This is a genomic window from Leifsonia sp. 1010 (assembly GCF_031455295.1).
Classification (GTDB): domain Bacteria; phylum Actinomycetota; class Actinomycetes; order Actinomycetales; family Microbacteriaceae; genus Leifsonia.
Genome location: NZ_JAVDSL010000003.1, coordinates 431,138 through 445,527, shown reverse-complemented (window position 1 = coordinate 445,527; position 14,390 = coordinate 431,138). Strand labels below are relative to the sequence as shown.

Sequence of the window (14,390 nt, the reverse complement as noted above, 5' to 3'; positions counted from 1 at the left end):
TGTTCGCCCACGGGCGTACTGTCGGCAGCATGAGCCCGTCCCGCATCCTGGTCACCGGCGCCACCGGTTATATCGGAGGTCGCCTGGTCCCGAGGCTGCTCGCCCGCGGCCACGATGTGCGGGTGCTGGCGCGCTCGCCGCAGAAGCTGACGGATGTGCCCTGGGCGGGCGACGTGGAGGTGATGGAGGGCGACCTCCACGACGCCGACGCCGTCGCGCGGGCCGTCCGGGATGTCGACGTCGTCTACTACCTCGTCCACTCGATGCGGGCTCGCGGCGACTTCGATGAGGAGGAGTCCGCCGCCGCCCGCACGGTCGCCGAGGCGGCGGGGGCGGCCGGCGTGCGACGCATCGTGTACCTCGGCGCCCTGCACCCGGACGGCGAGCTCTCGCGGCACCTGCGCTCGCGGGTGGCCGTCGGCCGCATCCTGCTCGACTCCGGCGTCCCGACCGTCGTGTTCCAGGCGGGCGTGGTGATCGGTTCCGGGTCCGCGTCGTTCGAGATGATCCGGCACCTGACGGAGGTGCTGCCGTACATGCCGGCGCCGCGCTGGGTGCGCAACCGCATCCAGCCGATCGCCATCCGCGACGTCCTGCACTATCTGCTCGAGGCGGCGGAGCTCCCGCCGGACGTGTCGCGCGCCTTCGACATCGGCGGACCGGACATCCTGCGCTACGGCCAGATGATGAACGCGTACGCCCTGGAGGCGGGGCTGCCGCAACGGCCGATCGCCTCCCTCCCGGTGTTCACGCCGTGGCTGGCGTCGCAGTGGGTCAACCTGGTCACGCCCATCCCGCGCAGTCTCGCCGTGCCCATCATCGAGTCGCTGCAGTACGACTGCGTGATGCGCGAGCACGACATCGACGCCGTCATCCCGCCGCCGCCGGAGGGTCTGACGCCCTACCGCAGGGCCGTGCGGCTCGCCCTGGCGCGCGAACGGTCGGGGGAGGTGGAGACCAGCTGGCAGGACGCCTCGGTGGCCGGAGCACCCAGCGATCCGCTGCCGAGCGACCCCGAGTGGTCGGGCCACACCGTCTACACCGACCTGCGCGAGCGCGACTCGACCGCCGATCCCGAGATGCTGTGGCGCGTCGTCGAGGGGATCGGCGGGGAGCGCGGCTGGTACTCGTTCCCGCTCGCCTGGGCGCTGCGCGGCTGGGCGGACAAGCTGGTCGGAGGCGTCGGCCTCCGCCGCGGACGCCGCGACGCCGATCACCTGAACACCGGCGACGCGCTCGACTGGTGGCGGGTCGAGCGGATCGAGCGGGGGAGGAGTCTCCGGCTGCGCGCCGAGATGCGGGTCCCCGGGCGTGCCTGGCTGGAGCTCGCGGTCCGTCCGCGCGAGGGTGGGGGATCGCAGTATCGCCAACGCGCGGTGTTCTTCCCGCGCGGTCTCTCCGGCCGCCTCTACTGGTTCGCGATCCTGCCGTTCCACGGCGTGATCTTCAACGGGATGGCCAACCGCATCGTGTACGAGGCGGAGCACCCGAAGGCGGCTAGCCGCGTCGCGCGTCCGATGCGGCAGCAGAATGCGGATCCGAGTCCTGCGCAGCCGTCTCCGGGTCGCCCGAACCCGCAGCAGGAACCGACGCCAGCGTCGTCTCGCTGAGGTCGCGAAGGAAGCGGGTCACCGTGTCACGGTCCTGGGGGCTGAGCGAACGCACCACCTCGAAGCGGCGGGCGTGCTGCAGCCCCATGGTCCGCCGGACCTCGCGGTGCGTCTCCGGCGTGATCTCGACGGTGACGGCACGACGGTCGGTGGGGTGCGGGCGCCGGACGACGTGGCCCGCGCGCTCCAGGCGGTCGAGCAGCTTCGTCGTGGACGCCGTCGAGATGTGCAGGTGGTCGGACAGTGCCCCGGCGGTGACCGGGACGTCGGCGTTCATCGACGCGATGATGTACCGCAGGGCCCGCATGTCGGTCTCGTTGAGCTTCATGTGGGTGCGCGATTCGAAGCTGAGCCGCTGGTCGGCGTCGCGCCACTCGCGCATCGCCGCGAGCAGCCGGACGATCTGCGCCAGCTCCTCCTCGCTCAGGTCGTCGTGGCGGACGAGCTCCTGGCGCGGGTCGATGACGCGCGGATCGGTGAGGGAAGCGGAGATGCGGCGTGCGTCGCGTCGCGCGTCATCCCGAGCCGGTGTCATGCGGACATCCTATTCCTATCCGTAAGAATCGTGCTAGGTTATTTGCTACCCAAGCTAGACAAGGGAGCCCGGGTATGACACAGCTGCACCCCGAGACACAGACTCCTGACGTACACACTCCTGACGCACAGACTGCTGAGGCACAGACTGCCGACGAGGTGACCGCCGCGCCGGCGGACACTCTGGCGGACGACCTCGCATCGGTCGAGCAGCGCATCGACCGCTTCTTCACCGAGCGCATCTCGGCCGCCTCCGCCTACGACCCCTCGTACCGCCGCCTGTGGGAGTCGGCCCGGGATGCGGCGGACGGCGGAAAGCGCATCCGCCCGCGCTTCGTCCTCCTCGCGTACCGCGGACTCGGGGGCGTCGAGCGCGACGTCGCGTGCACCGCGGCGGTGGCGTACGAGCTGCTGCACACCGCGTTCCTGCTCCACGACGACGTGATCGACGGCGACACCGTCCGCCGCGGCCGGCCGAACACGGCGGGCGAGTTCGCCGCGGACGCCGTCACCCGTGGGGCGAGCGCCCTCCGCGCTCGCCGCTGGGGCGAGTCTGGAGCGATCCTGGCCGGTGATCTGCTGCTTCACGCCGCATCCACCGTCCTCGCCCGTGCCGACACCGACGAGTGGACGCGCGAGCGTCTCCTCGACATCCTCGACCACAGCGTCTTCGTCACGGCCGCGGGAGAACTCGCCGACGTGGCCCTCTCGGAGCGGCTGGGCGACGACGCCCCTGCGCTCGAGGACGTGCTGGCCATGACCGAGCACAAGACCGCCGCCTACTCGGTCTCCGGCCCCCTGATGACGGGCGCGCTGCTCGCCGGCGGGGGAGAGGACGTGCTCGCGTCGCTGGCCGAGTACGGCCGGCTCGTCGGCATCGCCTTCCAGCTCGGCGACGACCTGCTCGGCGTCTTCGGCGCGGAGGACGTCACCGGCAAGAGCATCGTCAGCGATCTCCGGCAGGGCAAGGAGACCTCGCTCATCGCGTACGCCCGAGGCACCGCCCGGTGGGAGGAGGTCGCGCCCGCCCTCGGCCGCGGCGACCTCGCGCCGCACGAGGCCGGACGGCTCGCCACGGTGCTCGAGGAGTGCGGCGCCCGCCGGTTCGTCGAGCGGCTGCTCGCCGACCATGTCGACCGCGCCGTCGCGCTGCTCGACTCCCCGTCCATCCCGCCGGCACTGGCCGAACCCCTCGCCGACGTGGCACGCTCCTGCATCGGGAGGATCGCATGACCCGAGCGCCCGAGGCACCCACGGCCACCGTGCCGACCGACCTCGCCACTTACACGGACGCGGCGCACGCCGGCGCGGCCACCATCATCCACGCCTACTCGACGTCGTTCGGGATGGCGACCCGCCTCCTCGCCGCGCAGATCCGTCCGCGTGTGGAGGATGTGTACGCCCTGGTCCGCGTCGCCGACGAGATCGTCGACGGGGCCGCGGCCGAAGCCGGGCTCGACGTCGACGACCAGCGCGAGCTGCTCGACGCCCTGGAGGCCGACACCGAGCGTGCGATGCGCACCGGGTACAGCGCCAACGTCGTCGTGCACTCGTTCGCGGTGACCGCCCGGGCGACGGGCATCGGGGTCGACCTGACCCGTCCGTTCTTCGCGTCCATGCGCCGAGACCTCAGCCCCGTCGACTTCACGGCGGAGGAGCTGCGCGAGTACGTCTACGGCTCGGCCGAGGTCGTCGGCCTGATGTGTCTCAAGGTCTTCCTGGCCGATCGTCCGGTGACGGACGACACGCGCCGGCGGCTGGAGGCGGGCGCCCGACGGCTCGGCGCCGCCTTCCAGAAGATCAACTTCCTCCGCGACCTGGCGGTCGACTGGACCGAGCTCGGCCGCAGCTACTTCCCGGGCATCGACCCGGCGCGGCTGACGGAGCGGCAGAAGCTCGCCCTGGTCGTCGACATCGACTGCGACCTCGGGGCGGCGGCCGACGTCATCCCGGAGCTCCCGGACAACTGCCGCAGGGCGATCATCGCCGCGCACGGCCTGTTCGCGGAGCTGAGCGACCGCATCCGCGCGACGCCAGCGAGCGAACTGCTGACCCGCCGCATCAGCGTTCCGACCCGGGTGAAGCTCGGCATCCTGACGCGCGCGACCGTCTCGGCCGCACTCCCGCGCTCGCCGCAGGGGGAACGACCATGACTGGGCAGACCGCGGTCGTCATCGGCGGCGGGATCGCGGGACTCGCCACGGCGGCGCTACTCGCCCGCGAGGGCTACCGGGTCACGCTGCTGGAGCAGAACGCGACCCTCGGCGGCCGCGCCGGCTCGTGGGAGCACGACGGCTTCCGTTTCGACACCGGGCCCTCCTGGTACCTCATGCCGGAGGTCTTCGACCACTTCTTCCGGCTGATGGGCACCTCCACCGAGGAGCAGCTCGACCTCGTCACGCTCGATCCGGGTTACCGCGTGTTCTCGGAGGACGGCCGGCCGCCGCTCGACATCCTAGCCGACGGCGCGGCCAACCGCGCGGTGTTCGAACGGGAGGAGCCGGGAGCGGGTGCGGCACTCGACCGGTACCTCACCGGCGCGGCCGAGACGTACCGTCTGGCCGTCGACCGCTTCCTGTACAGCACCTTCGCCGATCTGCGGCCGCTGTTCGCCTCCGACCTGATCCGCCGGCTTCCGCGCCTCGCCCGCCTGCTCCTCGAACCGCTCGACCGCTACGCCGCACGCTTCGTCCGCGATGTCCGGCTGCGCCAGGTGCTCGGCTATCCCGCGGTGTTCCTGGGCACCTCACCGGACCGCGCGCCGAGCATGTACCACCTGATGAGCCACCTCGACCTCGACGACGGGGTGCGCTATCCGCTCGGCGGCTTCGCGGCGCTGATCGACCGGGTGGCCGCGCTCGCGGAGGGCGCCGGCGCCCGGCTGGTGACCGGAGCGCGGGTCACCGCGATCCGCACGACCGACGCCACACCCCGTCCGCGCGCGTCCGGCGTCGAGTACCGGGATGCGGCCGGCGGCGTGCACACCGTCGACGCCGACGTGGTCGTGTCCGGCGCCGACCTGCACCACACCGAGACCGCGTTGCTGCCCGAGGGGCTGCGGACGCATCCCGAGAAGAAGTGGGAGCGCCGCAACCCGGGCCCCGGCGTCGTGCTCGCCATGCTGGGCGTGCGCGGCCGGCTCCCGGAACTCACCCACCACAACCTGTTCTTCACCACCGACTGGGAGGCGAACTTCCAGACCATCTACGGGCCGAACCCCGGCATCCCGGACCCGGCATCGCTGTACGTCTGCATGCCGAGCACGACCGACCCGGACGTCGCGCCGGAGGGGTACGAGAACCTGTTCGTGCTCATCCCGGTGCCGGCGGATGTCTCGCTCGGAGCCGGTGGACTGAACGGCGCGGGCGACCGCGCGATCGAGCGGGCCGCCGACGCGGCGATCGCTCAGATCTCCGCCTGGGCGGGCATCCCGGACCTCGCCGACCGGATCGTGCTCCGCCGGACCGTCGGACCGGAGGACTTCGCCACCGAGCTGAACGCCTGGAGCGGCGGTGCTCTCGGCCCGGCGCACACGCTGCGGCAGAGTGCGTTCTTCCGTCCGGGCAACGCCTCGGCCAAGGTCGACAACCTGCTCTATGCCGGCTGCTCCACGATCCCCGGCATCGGCCTCCCGATGTGCCTGATCAGCGCCGAGCTGGTGCTGAAGCGGCTGCGCGGCGATGGTGGGGCCGGTCCTCTGCCCGAACCGCTTCCCGCCCCCGAGGCGGAGCGGGTGTCGTGACCTTCGTCTATCTCGGCTGCCTGCTCGTATCCCTGGCGGCGATGGTGCTGCTCGACGCCCGCTTCCGCCTGGTGTTCTGGCGGGATGCGCGCCGCGCGACGATCGTGCTCCTCCTCGGCCTCGCCTTCTTCCTGGCGTGGGATGCTGCCGGTATCCTGCTCGGCGTGTTCGCCCGGGGAGAGTCGCCGCTGATGACCGGCGTCGAGCTCGCCCCGGAGCTGCCGCTGGAGGAGGTCTTCTTCCTGCTCTTCCTCTGCTACCTCACCCTGGTCGCCGTGTTCGGCGCGCGGGCCCTGATGGATGCGCGGAGCCGGCCGTCCCGCCAGGAAGCGCGCGAGAGCGAGCGTGCCCGGTGACCTACGCGCTGCTCAGCCTGGTGTTCCTCGCGATCGCGGCGGCCGTCCTCGTGGTCGCGCTGGCGACCGCCCGCGACCGGGCACGGCTGGTGCGTCGCTGGTGGGCGCCGATCGGCATCGCGGCCGTCGCCATCCTGCTGTTGACCGCGGTCTTCGACAACCTGATGATCCGCGCGGGATTCATGACGTATCAGGAGTCGCAGATCAGCGGGGTCCGGCTGGGCATCGTGCCGCTCGAGGACTTCGCGTACCCGATCGCCGGTCTTCTGCTGCTGCCCGCCCTGTGGCTGCTGACGCGGCGGCGGGGGAGCCGGCGGCGCGGGAGCCGGTCGTGACCGCCGTGGCGCCCGCAGCCCCGTTCCGGCAGCTGGTGCTGGCATCGCGTCCCCTCAGCTGGATCAACACGGCCTTCCCGTTCGCCGCCGCCTACCTGCTGACGACCGGCCGCGTCGACGCGACGTTCGTCATCGGCACGCTCTTCTTCCTCATCCCGTACAACCTCGCGATGTACGGCATCAACGACGTCTTCGACTACGAGTCCGACCTGCGCAACCCGCGGAAGGGCGGTGCCGAGGGTGCGCTGCTCGACCGGTCGGCGCATCGCCGCACCCTGATCGCGGCGGCCGTGACGACCATCCCGTTCGTCGTGTACCTCGTGATCGTCGGGTCGCCGCTGTCGTGGCTGGTGCTCGCGTTCTCGCTGTTCGCGGTGCTGGCGTACTCGGTGAAGGGCCTTCGCTTCAAGGAGGTGCCGTTCGTCGACTCGGCCACCTCGAGCGTCCACTTCGTCAGCCCCGCCCTGTACGGACTGGTGCTCGCGGGTGCGACCTTCACCCCGCAGCTCTGGCTGGTGCTGCTCGCGTTCTTCCTGTGGGGCGTCGGCAGCCACGCGTTCGGCGCCGTTCAGGATGTTGTGCCCGACCGCGAAGGCGGCATCTCATCCATCGCGACCGCCATCGGCGCGGCGGCGACCGTCCGCCTCGCGATCGTCGCCTGGGCCGCGGCCGGCGTCGCCATGCTCTTCACCGCGTGGCCGGGTCCACTCGCCGCGGTGCTGGCCCTCCCGTACATCGCCGCCGCCGCCCCGTTCTGGTCGGTGACCGACGCCGACTCCAGCACCGCGAACCGCGGCTGGCGCCGCTTCCTCTGGATCAACTACGCCTGCGGCTTCGTCGTGACGATGCTCCTCATCCTCTGGGCCTCCCTCCGCTGACGTGCCCGCCCACTGCCGAATCCGCAAAAACTGCACGCCGATCGGGCGGTCGGCGTGCAATTTGTGCGGACTCGACGGTGGGCGGAGGCGCCACGAGAGACGGAGGGCGCTAGTCGCGCTTCGGGAGCTGCTGCAGCGTCCAGGCGTTGCCGTCGGGGTCGGTGAAGTCGACGAAGCGGCCCCAGGCGAGGTCGTTCACGCCGCGCGCCTCGATGCCGTGCTCCGTGAGGTGCGCGAGGGCCGCGTCGGCGTCGGGCACGACGATCTGGAGGCCCTTCATCGTGCCGGGCGCCATGTCGGTGAGGCCCTCGCCGAACGCGATCGAGCACGCCGATCCGGGAGGGGTGATCTGCACGAAGCGGAGCTCCGGCGAGACGCGCTGGTCGTGGTCGGCGTTCCAGCCGAGCGCGTCGACGTAGAACGCCTTCGCCCGGTCGACGTCCGTGACGGGGAGGATGATGAGCTCGATGCGCCAGTCGGTGATGGTCATGGTGACACCCTTTCGTGATCGGATGATTCCAGGCTAGAGCGCGATGCGGTCAGTTTCCGGCCGCAATATGATTTCGGCATTTTCGCGGTCGCGCGCGCTATCGTCGTAATCTCCGCCCCCGCCAGAACCGAAAGCGACGCCCCAGCGATGAGCGACTCCCCGGCCGCCCCGAGCCCCTACGAGGTCCTCGGCGTCCGTCCGGATGTGAGCCACGACGACCTGCGCCGCGCGTACCGGCGTCTGCTCCGAGAGACGCATCCCGACACCGGCGGCACTGCGGCCGCGTTCCAGGCCGTGCAGCAGGCGTGGGAGCTCATCGGCGACCCGGAGGACCGTGCGCGGTACGACCGCGGCGAGAGCATCACGGTGGATGCGGTGGCCGGCGACTCCGCCGGCGGCGGCTTCAGTGCGACCTTCCACACCTCGCGCGGGACGTCGCGCGGCGCGACCGTCCGCGCCCGCAGCTACGGGCATCCCGGCGGCCGCTCGCGCGAGCGCTTCCTCTCCCTCATGCGCGAGTGGATGGGCCGGGGCACCGACGACCGCGACCCTTATGATCCCGCCCTGGTGCGCTCCGCACCGCGCGAGATCCGTCAGCTGCTCGCGGTCGCGCTGGCCGAGGAGGCGACGGCACGCGCCGTCTCCGGGCTGGGCATCGGCTTCACGATCTGGAACGACGTGGCCGTGCATCCCTCGACCGACGCGAAGATCGACCACATCGTGCTCGGTCCGGCCGGACTGTTCGCCATCCGCTCGGCGGACTGGGGCGCTCCCGTGAAGCTCGCCAAGGGCGAGGTGGTGGGCGAGGGCCTCGCGCCCGACGAGGAGCCCTTCCACGACCTGTACCACGCGGCGAAGAGCTTCGGACGGCAGGCCGGGGTGCGGTTCACCGGCTACATCGTCGTGGTGCCGGACGACGACCTCGACGTGCCCTTCGACGTCGTGCGGCGCGGCCGGCTGAGCGGTTCGATGCTCGTGCGCCGGTCGCTCCTCCCGCGGCTGCTGCGCGACGGGGCCAACGCGGCGGGACGCGAGAGCGTCGACCGCGCGTTCGAACTGCGGACCCGGCTGCAGGAGGCCGTGCGGTTCGTCTGAACCCGCTCTAGACACGGCGCGACCGGCGCGAGCAGAGTGGACGCCATGGTCACCCCACTCGAGATCTTCAGCGGCTTCAGCGTCGACGACATCGCGGCAGCCAAATCCTTCTACGGCGACACCCTCGGGCTCGCGATCAGCGACGGCCCGATGGGCAACCTCGACCTCCAGCTGCCCTCCGGCGGTCACGTGTTCATCTACCCGAAGCCCGACCACTCGCCGGCGACGTTCACGATCTTGAACCTGGTCGTCGAGGACATCGATGCAGCGGTCGACGACCTCAACTCCCGCGGAGTGGCGACCGCCATCTACGACGATCCGTCGCTTCCGACCGATGAGAAGGGCGTCCTCCGGGGCCGCGCGGCCGACCGGGGACCGGACATTGCCTGGTTCCGCGACCCCGCAGGCAACGTGATCTCCGTGCTGCAGAACTGATCAGACGGGATCAGGCGGGGTCAGGCGCGTTCGTCGTCGCTGTCGAGGTCGCTGCTCTGCTCCAGGTCGCGCTCGTGCTCCGGCAGGTCGTCGGTGGAACGCGGGACGGTCGACACGAGCTGGAACGTCGCCTCCTCCGGCCACGCCCGGTCGTCGACGAGTTCGTAGACGTCGAACGCCGATGCGCCGACGAAGTCGGACGGCACGCGGATGCGGCTCGGCGGCACTTCCACGTCGCTGGGCAGCGTGAGCGTGCGCGCGGGCTCCCCGTTGTCACGGAGGAGCACGGCGCGAAACGCGTGGGGACCGGAAATCGACACGGTCACACGTTAGGCGTGTCGCGCTGAGAGTTCGAGTACTCCTCGGCTTTCATTCAGCAGCATCCCGACGAAGTCACGGCGACCGCACGGGAGTTCTACACTGTGCACGTGGAGCCCTTCATCGTCTGTCTCTGGATCCTGGCCGCCGCCTGCCTGGCGACCTGGGTGCTGTCCCTCATCACCAACGAGCACTCCTGGGTGGACCGCATCTGGTCGATCGTGCCGGTGGTGTACGTATGGGTCTTCGCAGGCGCGGCCGGCCTCGCCGACGTGCGCCTCGACCTCATGGCGATCCTGGTGACGCTGTGGGGAGCCCGGCTCACCTTCAACTTCGCCCGGAAGGGCGGCTATGCGCCCGGGGGAGAGGACTACCGCTGGGTGGTGCTGCGCGGCCGGATGGGCGCGGCGGCGTTCCAGGTCTTCAACCTGTTCTTCATCGTGATCTACCAGAACATGCTGCTGCTCCTCATCGCCCTGCCCGCGTGGACGGCGTTCCAGCACCGCACGCCGCTGAACGCGCTCGACGTCATCCTCGCCGCCGTGTTCCTCTTCTTCCTCACCGGCGAGACGATCGCCGACCAGCAGCAGTGGAACTTCCACCGCTGGAAGAAGCTGGAGGTGGCGGCCGGCCGCGAGCCGTCGCCGCGCTTCCTGCAGGCGGGACTGTTCCGCTTCTCGCGGCATCCCAACTTCTTCTTCGAGCAGGCGCAGTGGTGGGTGCTCTTCCTGTTCGGATGCGTCGCCGCCGGATCCCTCCTGCAGTGGACGGTCATCGGGCCGTTGCTGCTCACCGGCCTGTTCATCGGCTCGACGGTGTTCACCGAGAGCATCAGCCGGTCGCGGTACCCGGAGTATGCGGAGTACCAGGCGCGCACCTCGCCCGTGATCCCGTGGTTCCCCGGCCGCGGGGCCGGAGCGGCGCGCGTGTCGCCCGAATCGCGGTGACGCACCCCGCCTGAGGCTGACGACCGGGGCTACGGTGGAGGCATGTCCTGCATTCGGTTCAACACCCCCGCCCAGCGTAAGGCCATGCGGAACCACCGGCCGGCCATGCTGACCGCCGAAGAGGCGGCCGCGCTGCACCCCGCACCCGAGGTGACGGAGAGCAAACTCCGACGCCTGCGGCTGCTCGCCGCCGACCCGAACCCGAAGATCCGGGAAGCGGTTGCCAGCAGCTACAACACCCCGGCGGACCTGTTCGAGACGCTCGCGAAGGACCCCGACGACGGGGTGCGCGGCTGCGTCGCGAAGAACGAGGCGACGCCCTGCGACATCCTGCGCGCACTCGCCGACGACCGCTCCGAGACCGTGCGCGGCTGGGTGGCCGTCAACTACTTCGTCCCGGCGGATGTGATGGAGAAGCTGGCGTCCGACCGCAGCCGGACCGTCCGGAGCCTGGTGAAGTGGAAGGCATCGCTGGCGGAGGAGACGCAGCCGGCCACCGAGAGCCGCCCGGTCCCGGTGCCCTGACATGGCCGGCTCCACCCCGCACGCGACGCCGGACGGCGGCCGCTCCAGCGTCCGCGTCGACTCGTGGGCCTGGGCGGTGCGGCTCTTCAAGACGCGCTCCGCAGCCTCCGACGCGTGCAAGGCGGGCCACCTGAAGGTGAACGGCGACCGCGCGAAGCCCGCCCAGCCGGTGAAGGTCGGCGACGAGGTGCGCGCGCTCGTCGGCGGCGTCGAGCGCATCTACATCGCGCGCCGCCTCATCACCAAGCGGCTGAGCGCCGCGGCGGCCGCCGACTGCTTCGAGGACCGCACACCGCCGCCGCCGCCGCGCACCGAGGCACCGGCCGCTGTGCTGCGCGAGCGCGGCGCGGGTCGCCCGACCAAGCGCGAACGACGACTGCTCGAGCAGCTCCGGGGCCGCTGATGGCGTTCGCGCGCATCGGCATCTCCGGCTGGACCTACGCACCCTGGCGGGGCGTGTTCTACCCGCCGAAGCTGCCGCACCGCCTCGAGCTGGAGTACGCCGCCGAGCGGCTGGACTCCATCGAGATCAACGGCAGCTTCTACTCGCTGCAGCGTCCGACGAGCTACCGGATGTGGGCGGAGCGGACCCCGGACGAGTTCGTGTTCTCGGTCAAAGGCGGCCGCTACATCACCCACATCCTGCGCCTGAAGAACGCCCGCGGGGCCGTCGCCAACTTCTTCGCCTCCGGCGTGCTCGCGCTCGGCCCGAAGCTCGGGCCGCTGCTGTGGCAATTGCCGCCGACCCTGCAGTTCGATGCGGGCGAGGTGGATGCGTTCCTCGGCATGCTGCCGCGCACCACGACCGAGGCGGCGGCGCTGGCCCGCGAGACGACGCTGAAGGAGGACCGCACGCACCTGGCCGCGGGGGAGGAGCGACCGCTGCGGCACGCGGTGGAGGTGCGCCACGCCTCCTTCGACGTCCCGGAGTTCACCGCGCTCGCCCGCGCGCACGGCGTCGCGATCGTGCTGGCGGACACCGCCGGGCGGTATCCGGTCATCCGTGAGGCCACCGCCGGATTCGTCTACGTGCGGCTGCACGGCGACGAGGAGCTGTACACCAGCGGGTACACCGACGAGTCGCTCGATCGCTGGGCGGCCGAACTCGGGGCCCATCTCGGCGAGGGGCGGGATGTGTACGCCTACTTCGACAACGACGTGAAGGTGCGTGCGCCCTACGACGCCATGGGCCTGCGTGACCGCCTTGCCGAGTGGACGCCGCGTCCTCACTAGACTCGGGAGCGTGCAGGGTGAGACCGCCGTGGTGAGTTCGCGGGTGTGGACGATCCCCAACGTGCTCAGCTTCTTCCGGCTCGCGCTGGTCCCCGTGTTCCTGTGGCTGATCATCGTCGGGGAGGACGGCCTCGCCCTCCTCGTGCTGGTCTTCTCCAGCGTGACCGACTTCCTCGACGGCTTCCTCGCCCGCCGCCTGCACCAGGAGTCCCGTCTCGGGCAGCTGCTCGATCCGGCCGCCGACCGGCTCTACATCTTCGCGGCCCTGATCGGCTTGTGCTGGCGCGAGGTCATCCCCTGGTGGCTCTTCGTGGTCATCGTGGCGCGGGATGTGATGCTCGCCGTCCTCGGCGTCATCCTCGCGAACCACGGGTTCGGCCCGCTTCCCGTGCACCACCTGGGAAAAGTGGCCACCTTCTGCCTGTTCTGGGCCCTCCCGCTGCTGATGCTGGGCGAGGCGTTCGAGCCGCTCGCGCCCTTCTCCCTCCCGCTGGGCTGGGCCTTCGCGCTGTGGGGCGCATTCCTCTACTGGTGGGCCGGCATCGTGTACATCCGGGAGACGGCACGGGTAATCCGCCTTCCGGCCGATGACAGGGGCCCACGATCGGATACGCTGGACGGCAAGGAGGTTGACGGTGCCTGAAGACATTAACCCGAACGGCCCGGCCGACGGAGCCGACGACGCCGCCAAGGGCCCCCTGCGGGACGCGGCGGGCAACGAGGACACGACCGCGCGTTTCGGCGAGGAGTTCATCTCGAAGATGTACCCCTCGGGCGAGGTGTCGCCGGAGGAGCAGGAGGCCATCGCCGCCCTGCCGTCCGGCTCCGCCCTGCTGATCGTGCGACGGGGGCCGAACTCGGGCGCCCGCTTCCTCCTCGACGCCGACGTCACGACGGCCGGTCGCCATCCCAATGCGGACATCTTCCTCGACGACGTGACGGTCTCGCGTCGTCACGCGGAGTTCACCCGCCGCGGCACCTCCTTCGAGGTCCGCGACCTGGGCTCTCTGAACGGGACGTACTACGACGGCGTCCGGATCGAGAGCGCGCTCCTCTCCGACTCGGCCGAGGTGCAGATCGGCAAGTTCCGCCTCACCTTCTACGCCTCGCGTCACGACCTCGCCGCAGCGGCGAACGGCTAGTGGCCCGGCCGGCCACCAGGGCCGCCGACGGCGCTCCGGCCCTGCTCAGCATCGGCCAGGTCCTCGCGCGGCTCACTCCCGAGTTCCCGGACCTGTCGTCGTCGAAGCTGCGCTTCCTGGAGGAGCGCGGGCTGGTGTCGCCGGCCCGCACGGCCTCGGGCTACCGCAAGTTCTCGCCGGCCGATGTGGAGCGGCTGCGCGCCGTGCTCGCGATGCAGCGCGACCACTACCTCCCGCTGAAGGTCATCAAGAAGTACTTCGCCGACCTGGATGCGGGGCTCGATCCCGCGTTCCCCGGCACCGCGCCTGCGGGGTCCATCCTCGCCGGCACGCGCCGCTACCGGCGCGACGAGCTGCTGCGCGAGGCCGGCGCCGACGTGGAACTGCTGCAGGATGCCGTGAGCGCCTCGCTGCTCCCCGCCTCGGACGTGTACGGCGACGAGGCGCTGACCGTGCTCCGCGCCCTCGCCGAGCTCCGCCGCAGCGGGATCGAGCCGCGGCACCTCCGCGGTTTCCGTGCGGCGGCCGAGCGCGAGATCGGGCTGATCGAGACCGCGCTCGTCCCCATCGCCCGCCGCAACGACGTGAGCAGCAAGGCCCGCACGGCCGAACTCGCCCGCGAGATCGCGGCACAGCTCGACGTGGTGCGCGGCAGCATCATCCGCTCATCCATCGCCCGGCTGCGTCCGTGACGGCCCCGTCGCCTCGACACGCCGAAACCGAAAGGGCGGATGTCGTTGCCCGGCGACC

General features: G+C 71.1%; 19 protein-coding genes. 16 read left to right on the top strand and 3 right to left on the bottom strand.

All coding sequences use genetic code 11. From position 1 onward, the window contains the following. Window positions 1–29: 29 nt before the first annotated feature. Complete coding sequence (locus J2Y42_RS15690; RefSeq protein WP_309860374.1) at window positions 30–1,610, top strand: SDR family oxidoreductase; 1,581 nt, start codon at window positions 30–32, stop codon at window positions 1,608–1,610. Here J2Y42_RS15690 and J2Y42_RS15685 read toward each other — a convergent pair. After that, window positions 1,498–2,145, bottom strand: a complete 648-nt coding sequence (locus J2Y42_RS15685) for a MarR family transcriptional regulator (protein ID WP_309860332.1) — start codon at window positions 2,143–2,145, stop codon at window positions 1,498–1,500. The two genes, J2Y42_RS15690 and J2Y42_RS15685, sit on opposite strands and share 113 nt — an antisense overlap. A 158-nt stretch (window positions 2,146–2,303) precedes the next feature. On the opposite strand from J2Y42_RS15685, the gene J2Y42_RS15680 reads away from it, so the two are divergent. Genes J2Y42_RS15680 through J2Y42_RS15655 form a run of 6 tightly spaced genes read left to right on the top strand, consistent with a single transcriptional unit; the run spans window position 2,304 to window position 7,455 of the window. Continuing rightward, on the top strand, window positions 2,304–3,377 hold the full coding sequence (locus tag J2Y42_RS15680; protein ID WP_309860330.1) for a polyprenyl synthetase family protein: 1,074 nt from the start codon (window positions 2,304–2,306) through the stop codon (window positions 3,375–3,377). Next, on the top strand, window positions 3,374–4,297 hold the full coding sequence (locus J2Y42_RS15675) for a phytoene/squalene synthase family protein (RefSeq protein WP_309860328.1): 924 nt from the start codon (window positions 3,374–3,376) through the stop codon (window positions 4,295–4,297). Before J2Y42_RS15680 ends, J2Y42_RS15675 begins: the two co-directional genes overlap by 4 nt. After that, window positions 4,294–5,886, top strand: a complete 1,593-nt coding sequence (gene crtI / locus J2Y42_RS15670) for a phytoene desaturase family protein (RefSeq protein WP_309860326.1) — start codon at window positions 4,294–4,296, stop codon at window positions 5,884–5,886. The genes J2Y42_RS15675 and crtI overlap by 4 nt, the downstream gene beginning before the upstream one ends. Next, the gene (locus tag J2Y42_RS15665; RefSeq protein ID WP_309860324.1) at window positions 5,883–6,242 is read left to right on the top strand and encodes a lycopene cyclase domain-containing protein; all 360 of its coding nucleotides are present in this window, start codon (window positions 5,883–5,885) and stop codon (window positions 6,240–6,242) included. Before crtI ends, J2Y42_RS15665 begins: the two co-directional genes overlap by 4 nt. Beyond that, complete coding sequence (locus J2Y42_RS15660) at window positions 6,239–6,577, top strand: lycopene cyclase domain-containing protein (protein ID WP_309860322.1); 339 nt, start codon at window positions 6,239–6,241, stop codon at window positions 6,575–6,577. The genes J2Y42_RS15665 and J2Y42_RS15660 overlap by 4 nt, the downstream gene beginning before the upstream one ends. Window positions 6,578–6,582: 5 nt before the next feature. Then, on the top strand, window positions 6,583–7,455 hold the full coding sequence (locus J2Y42_RS15655) for a prenyltransferase (protein ID WP_396427166.1): 873 nt from the start codon (window positions 6,583–6,585) through the stop codon (window positions 7,453–7,455). 109 nt (window positions 7,456–7,564) lie between these two features. Here J2Y42_RS15655 and J2Y42_RS15650 read toward each other — a convergent pair whose 3' ends face one another. Further along, on the bottom strand, window positions 7,565–7,945 hold the full coding sequence (locus J2Y42_RS15650) for a glyoxalase superfamily protein (RefSeq protein ID WP_309860318.1): 381 nt from the start codon (window positions 7,943–7,945) through the stop codon (window positions 7,565–7,567). Between the two features lie 147 nt (window positions 7,946–8,092). On the opposite strand from J2Y42_RS15650, the gene J2Y42_RS15645 reads away from it, so the two are divergent. Both J2Y42_RS15645 and J2Y42_RS15640 read left to right on the top strand, forming a co-directional pair. Next, a complete protein-coding gene (locus J2Y42_RS15645; protein ID WP_309860316.1) occupies window positions 8,093–9,040 on the top strand; it encodes a DnaJ domain-containing protein in 948 nt (315 codons plus the stop codon). Between the two features lie 45 nt (window positions 9,041–9,085). Next, window positions 9,086–9,475 (top strand): VOC family protein, encoded by a 390-nt coding sequence (locus J2Y42_RS15640; RefSeq protein ID WP_309860314.1) that lies wholly within the window; start codon window positions 9,086–9,088, stop codon window positions 9,473–9,475. 20 nt (window positions 9,476–9,495) lie between these two features. Here the strand turns inward: J2Y42_RS15640 and J2Y42_RS15635 are convergent, their stop codons facing one another. Then, window positions 9,496–9,795, bottom strand: coding sequence for a hypothetical protein (locus J2Y42_RS15635; protein WP_309860312.1), 300 nt, complete (start codon window positions 9,793–9,795; stop codon window positions 9,496–9,498). 102 nt (window positions 9,796–9,897) lie between these two features. Between J2Y42_RS15635 and J2Y42_RS15630 the strand changes: the two genes are divergently transcribed. Genes J2Y42_RS15630 through J2Y42_RS15600 form a run of 7 tightly spaced genes read left to right on the top strand, consistent with a single transcriptional unit; the run spans window position 9,898 to window position 14,332 of the window. After that, a complete protein-coding gene (locus J2Y42_RS15630) occupies window positions 9,898–10,740 on the top strand; it encodes a DUF1295 domain-containing protein (RefSeq protein WP_309860310.1) in 843 nt (280 codons plus the stop codon). 42 nt (window positions 10,741–10,782) lie between these two features. Continuing rightward, window positions 10,783–11,265, top strand: a complete 483-nt coding sequence (locus J2Y42_RS15625; RefSeq protein ID WP_309860308.1) for a hypothetical protein — start codon at window positions 10,783–10,785, stop codon at window positions 11,263–11,265. 1 nt (window position 11,266) lies between these two features. Further along, window positions 11,267–11,668, top strand: coding sequence for a S4 domain-containing protein (locus J2Y42_RS15620; RefSeq protein ID WP_309860306.1), 402 nt, complete (start codon window positions 11,267–11,269; stop codon window positions 11,666–11,668). Then, window positions 11,668–12,498 carry a DUF72 domain-containing protein gene (locus J2Y42_RS15615; RefSeq protein WP_309860305.1) on the top strand — a complete coding sequence of 277 codons (831 nt, stop codon included), beginning with the start codon at window positions 11,668–11,670 and terminating at the stop codon, window positions 12,496–12,498. Before J2Y42_RS15620 ends, J2Y42_RS15615 begins: the two co-directional genes overlap by 1 nt. Before the next feature lie 10 nt (window positions 12,499–12,508). Then, a complete protein-coding gene (locus J2Y42_RS15610; protein WP_309860303.1) occupies window positions 12,509–13,141 on the top strand; it encodes a CDP-alcohol phosphatidyltransferase family protein in 633 nt (210 codons plus the stop codon). Next, window positions 13,134–13,640 carry an FHA domain-containing protein gene (locus tag J2Y42_RS15605; protein ID WP_018191396.1) on the top strand — a complete coding sequence of 169 codons (507 nt, stop codon included), beginning with the start codon at window positions 13,134–13,136 and terminating at the stop codon, window positions 13,638–13,640. The genes J2Y42_RS15610 and J2Y42_RS15605 overlap by 8 nt, the downstream gene beginning before the upstream one ends. Continuing rightward, window positions 13,640–14,332: a MerR family transcriptional regulator gene (locus tag J2Y42_RS15600; RefSeq protein ID WP_309860301.1), complete on the top strand. Its 693-nt coding sequence runs from the start codon at window positions 13,640–13,642 to the stop codon at window positions 14,330–14,332. The genes J2Y42_RS15605 and J2Y42_RS15600 overlap by 1 nt, the downstream gene beginning before the upstream one ends. The last annotated feature ends 58 nt before the right edge of the window (window positions 14,333–14,390 follow it).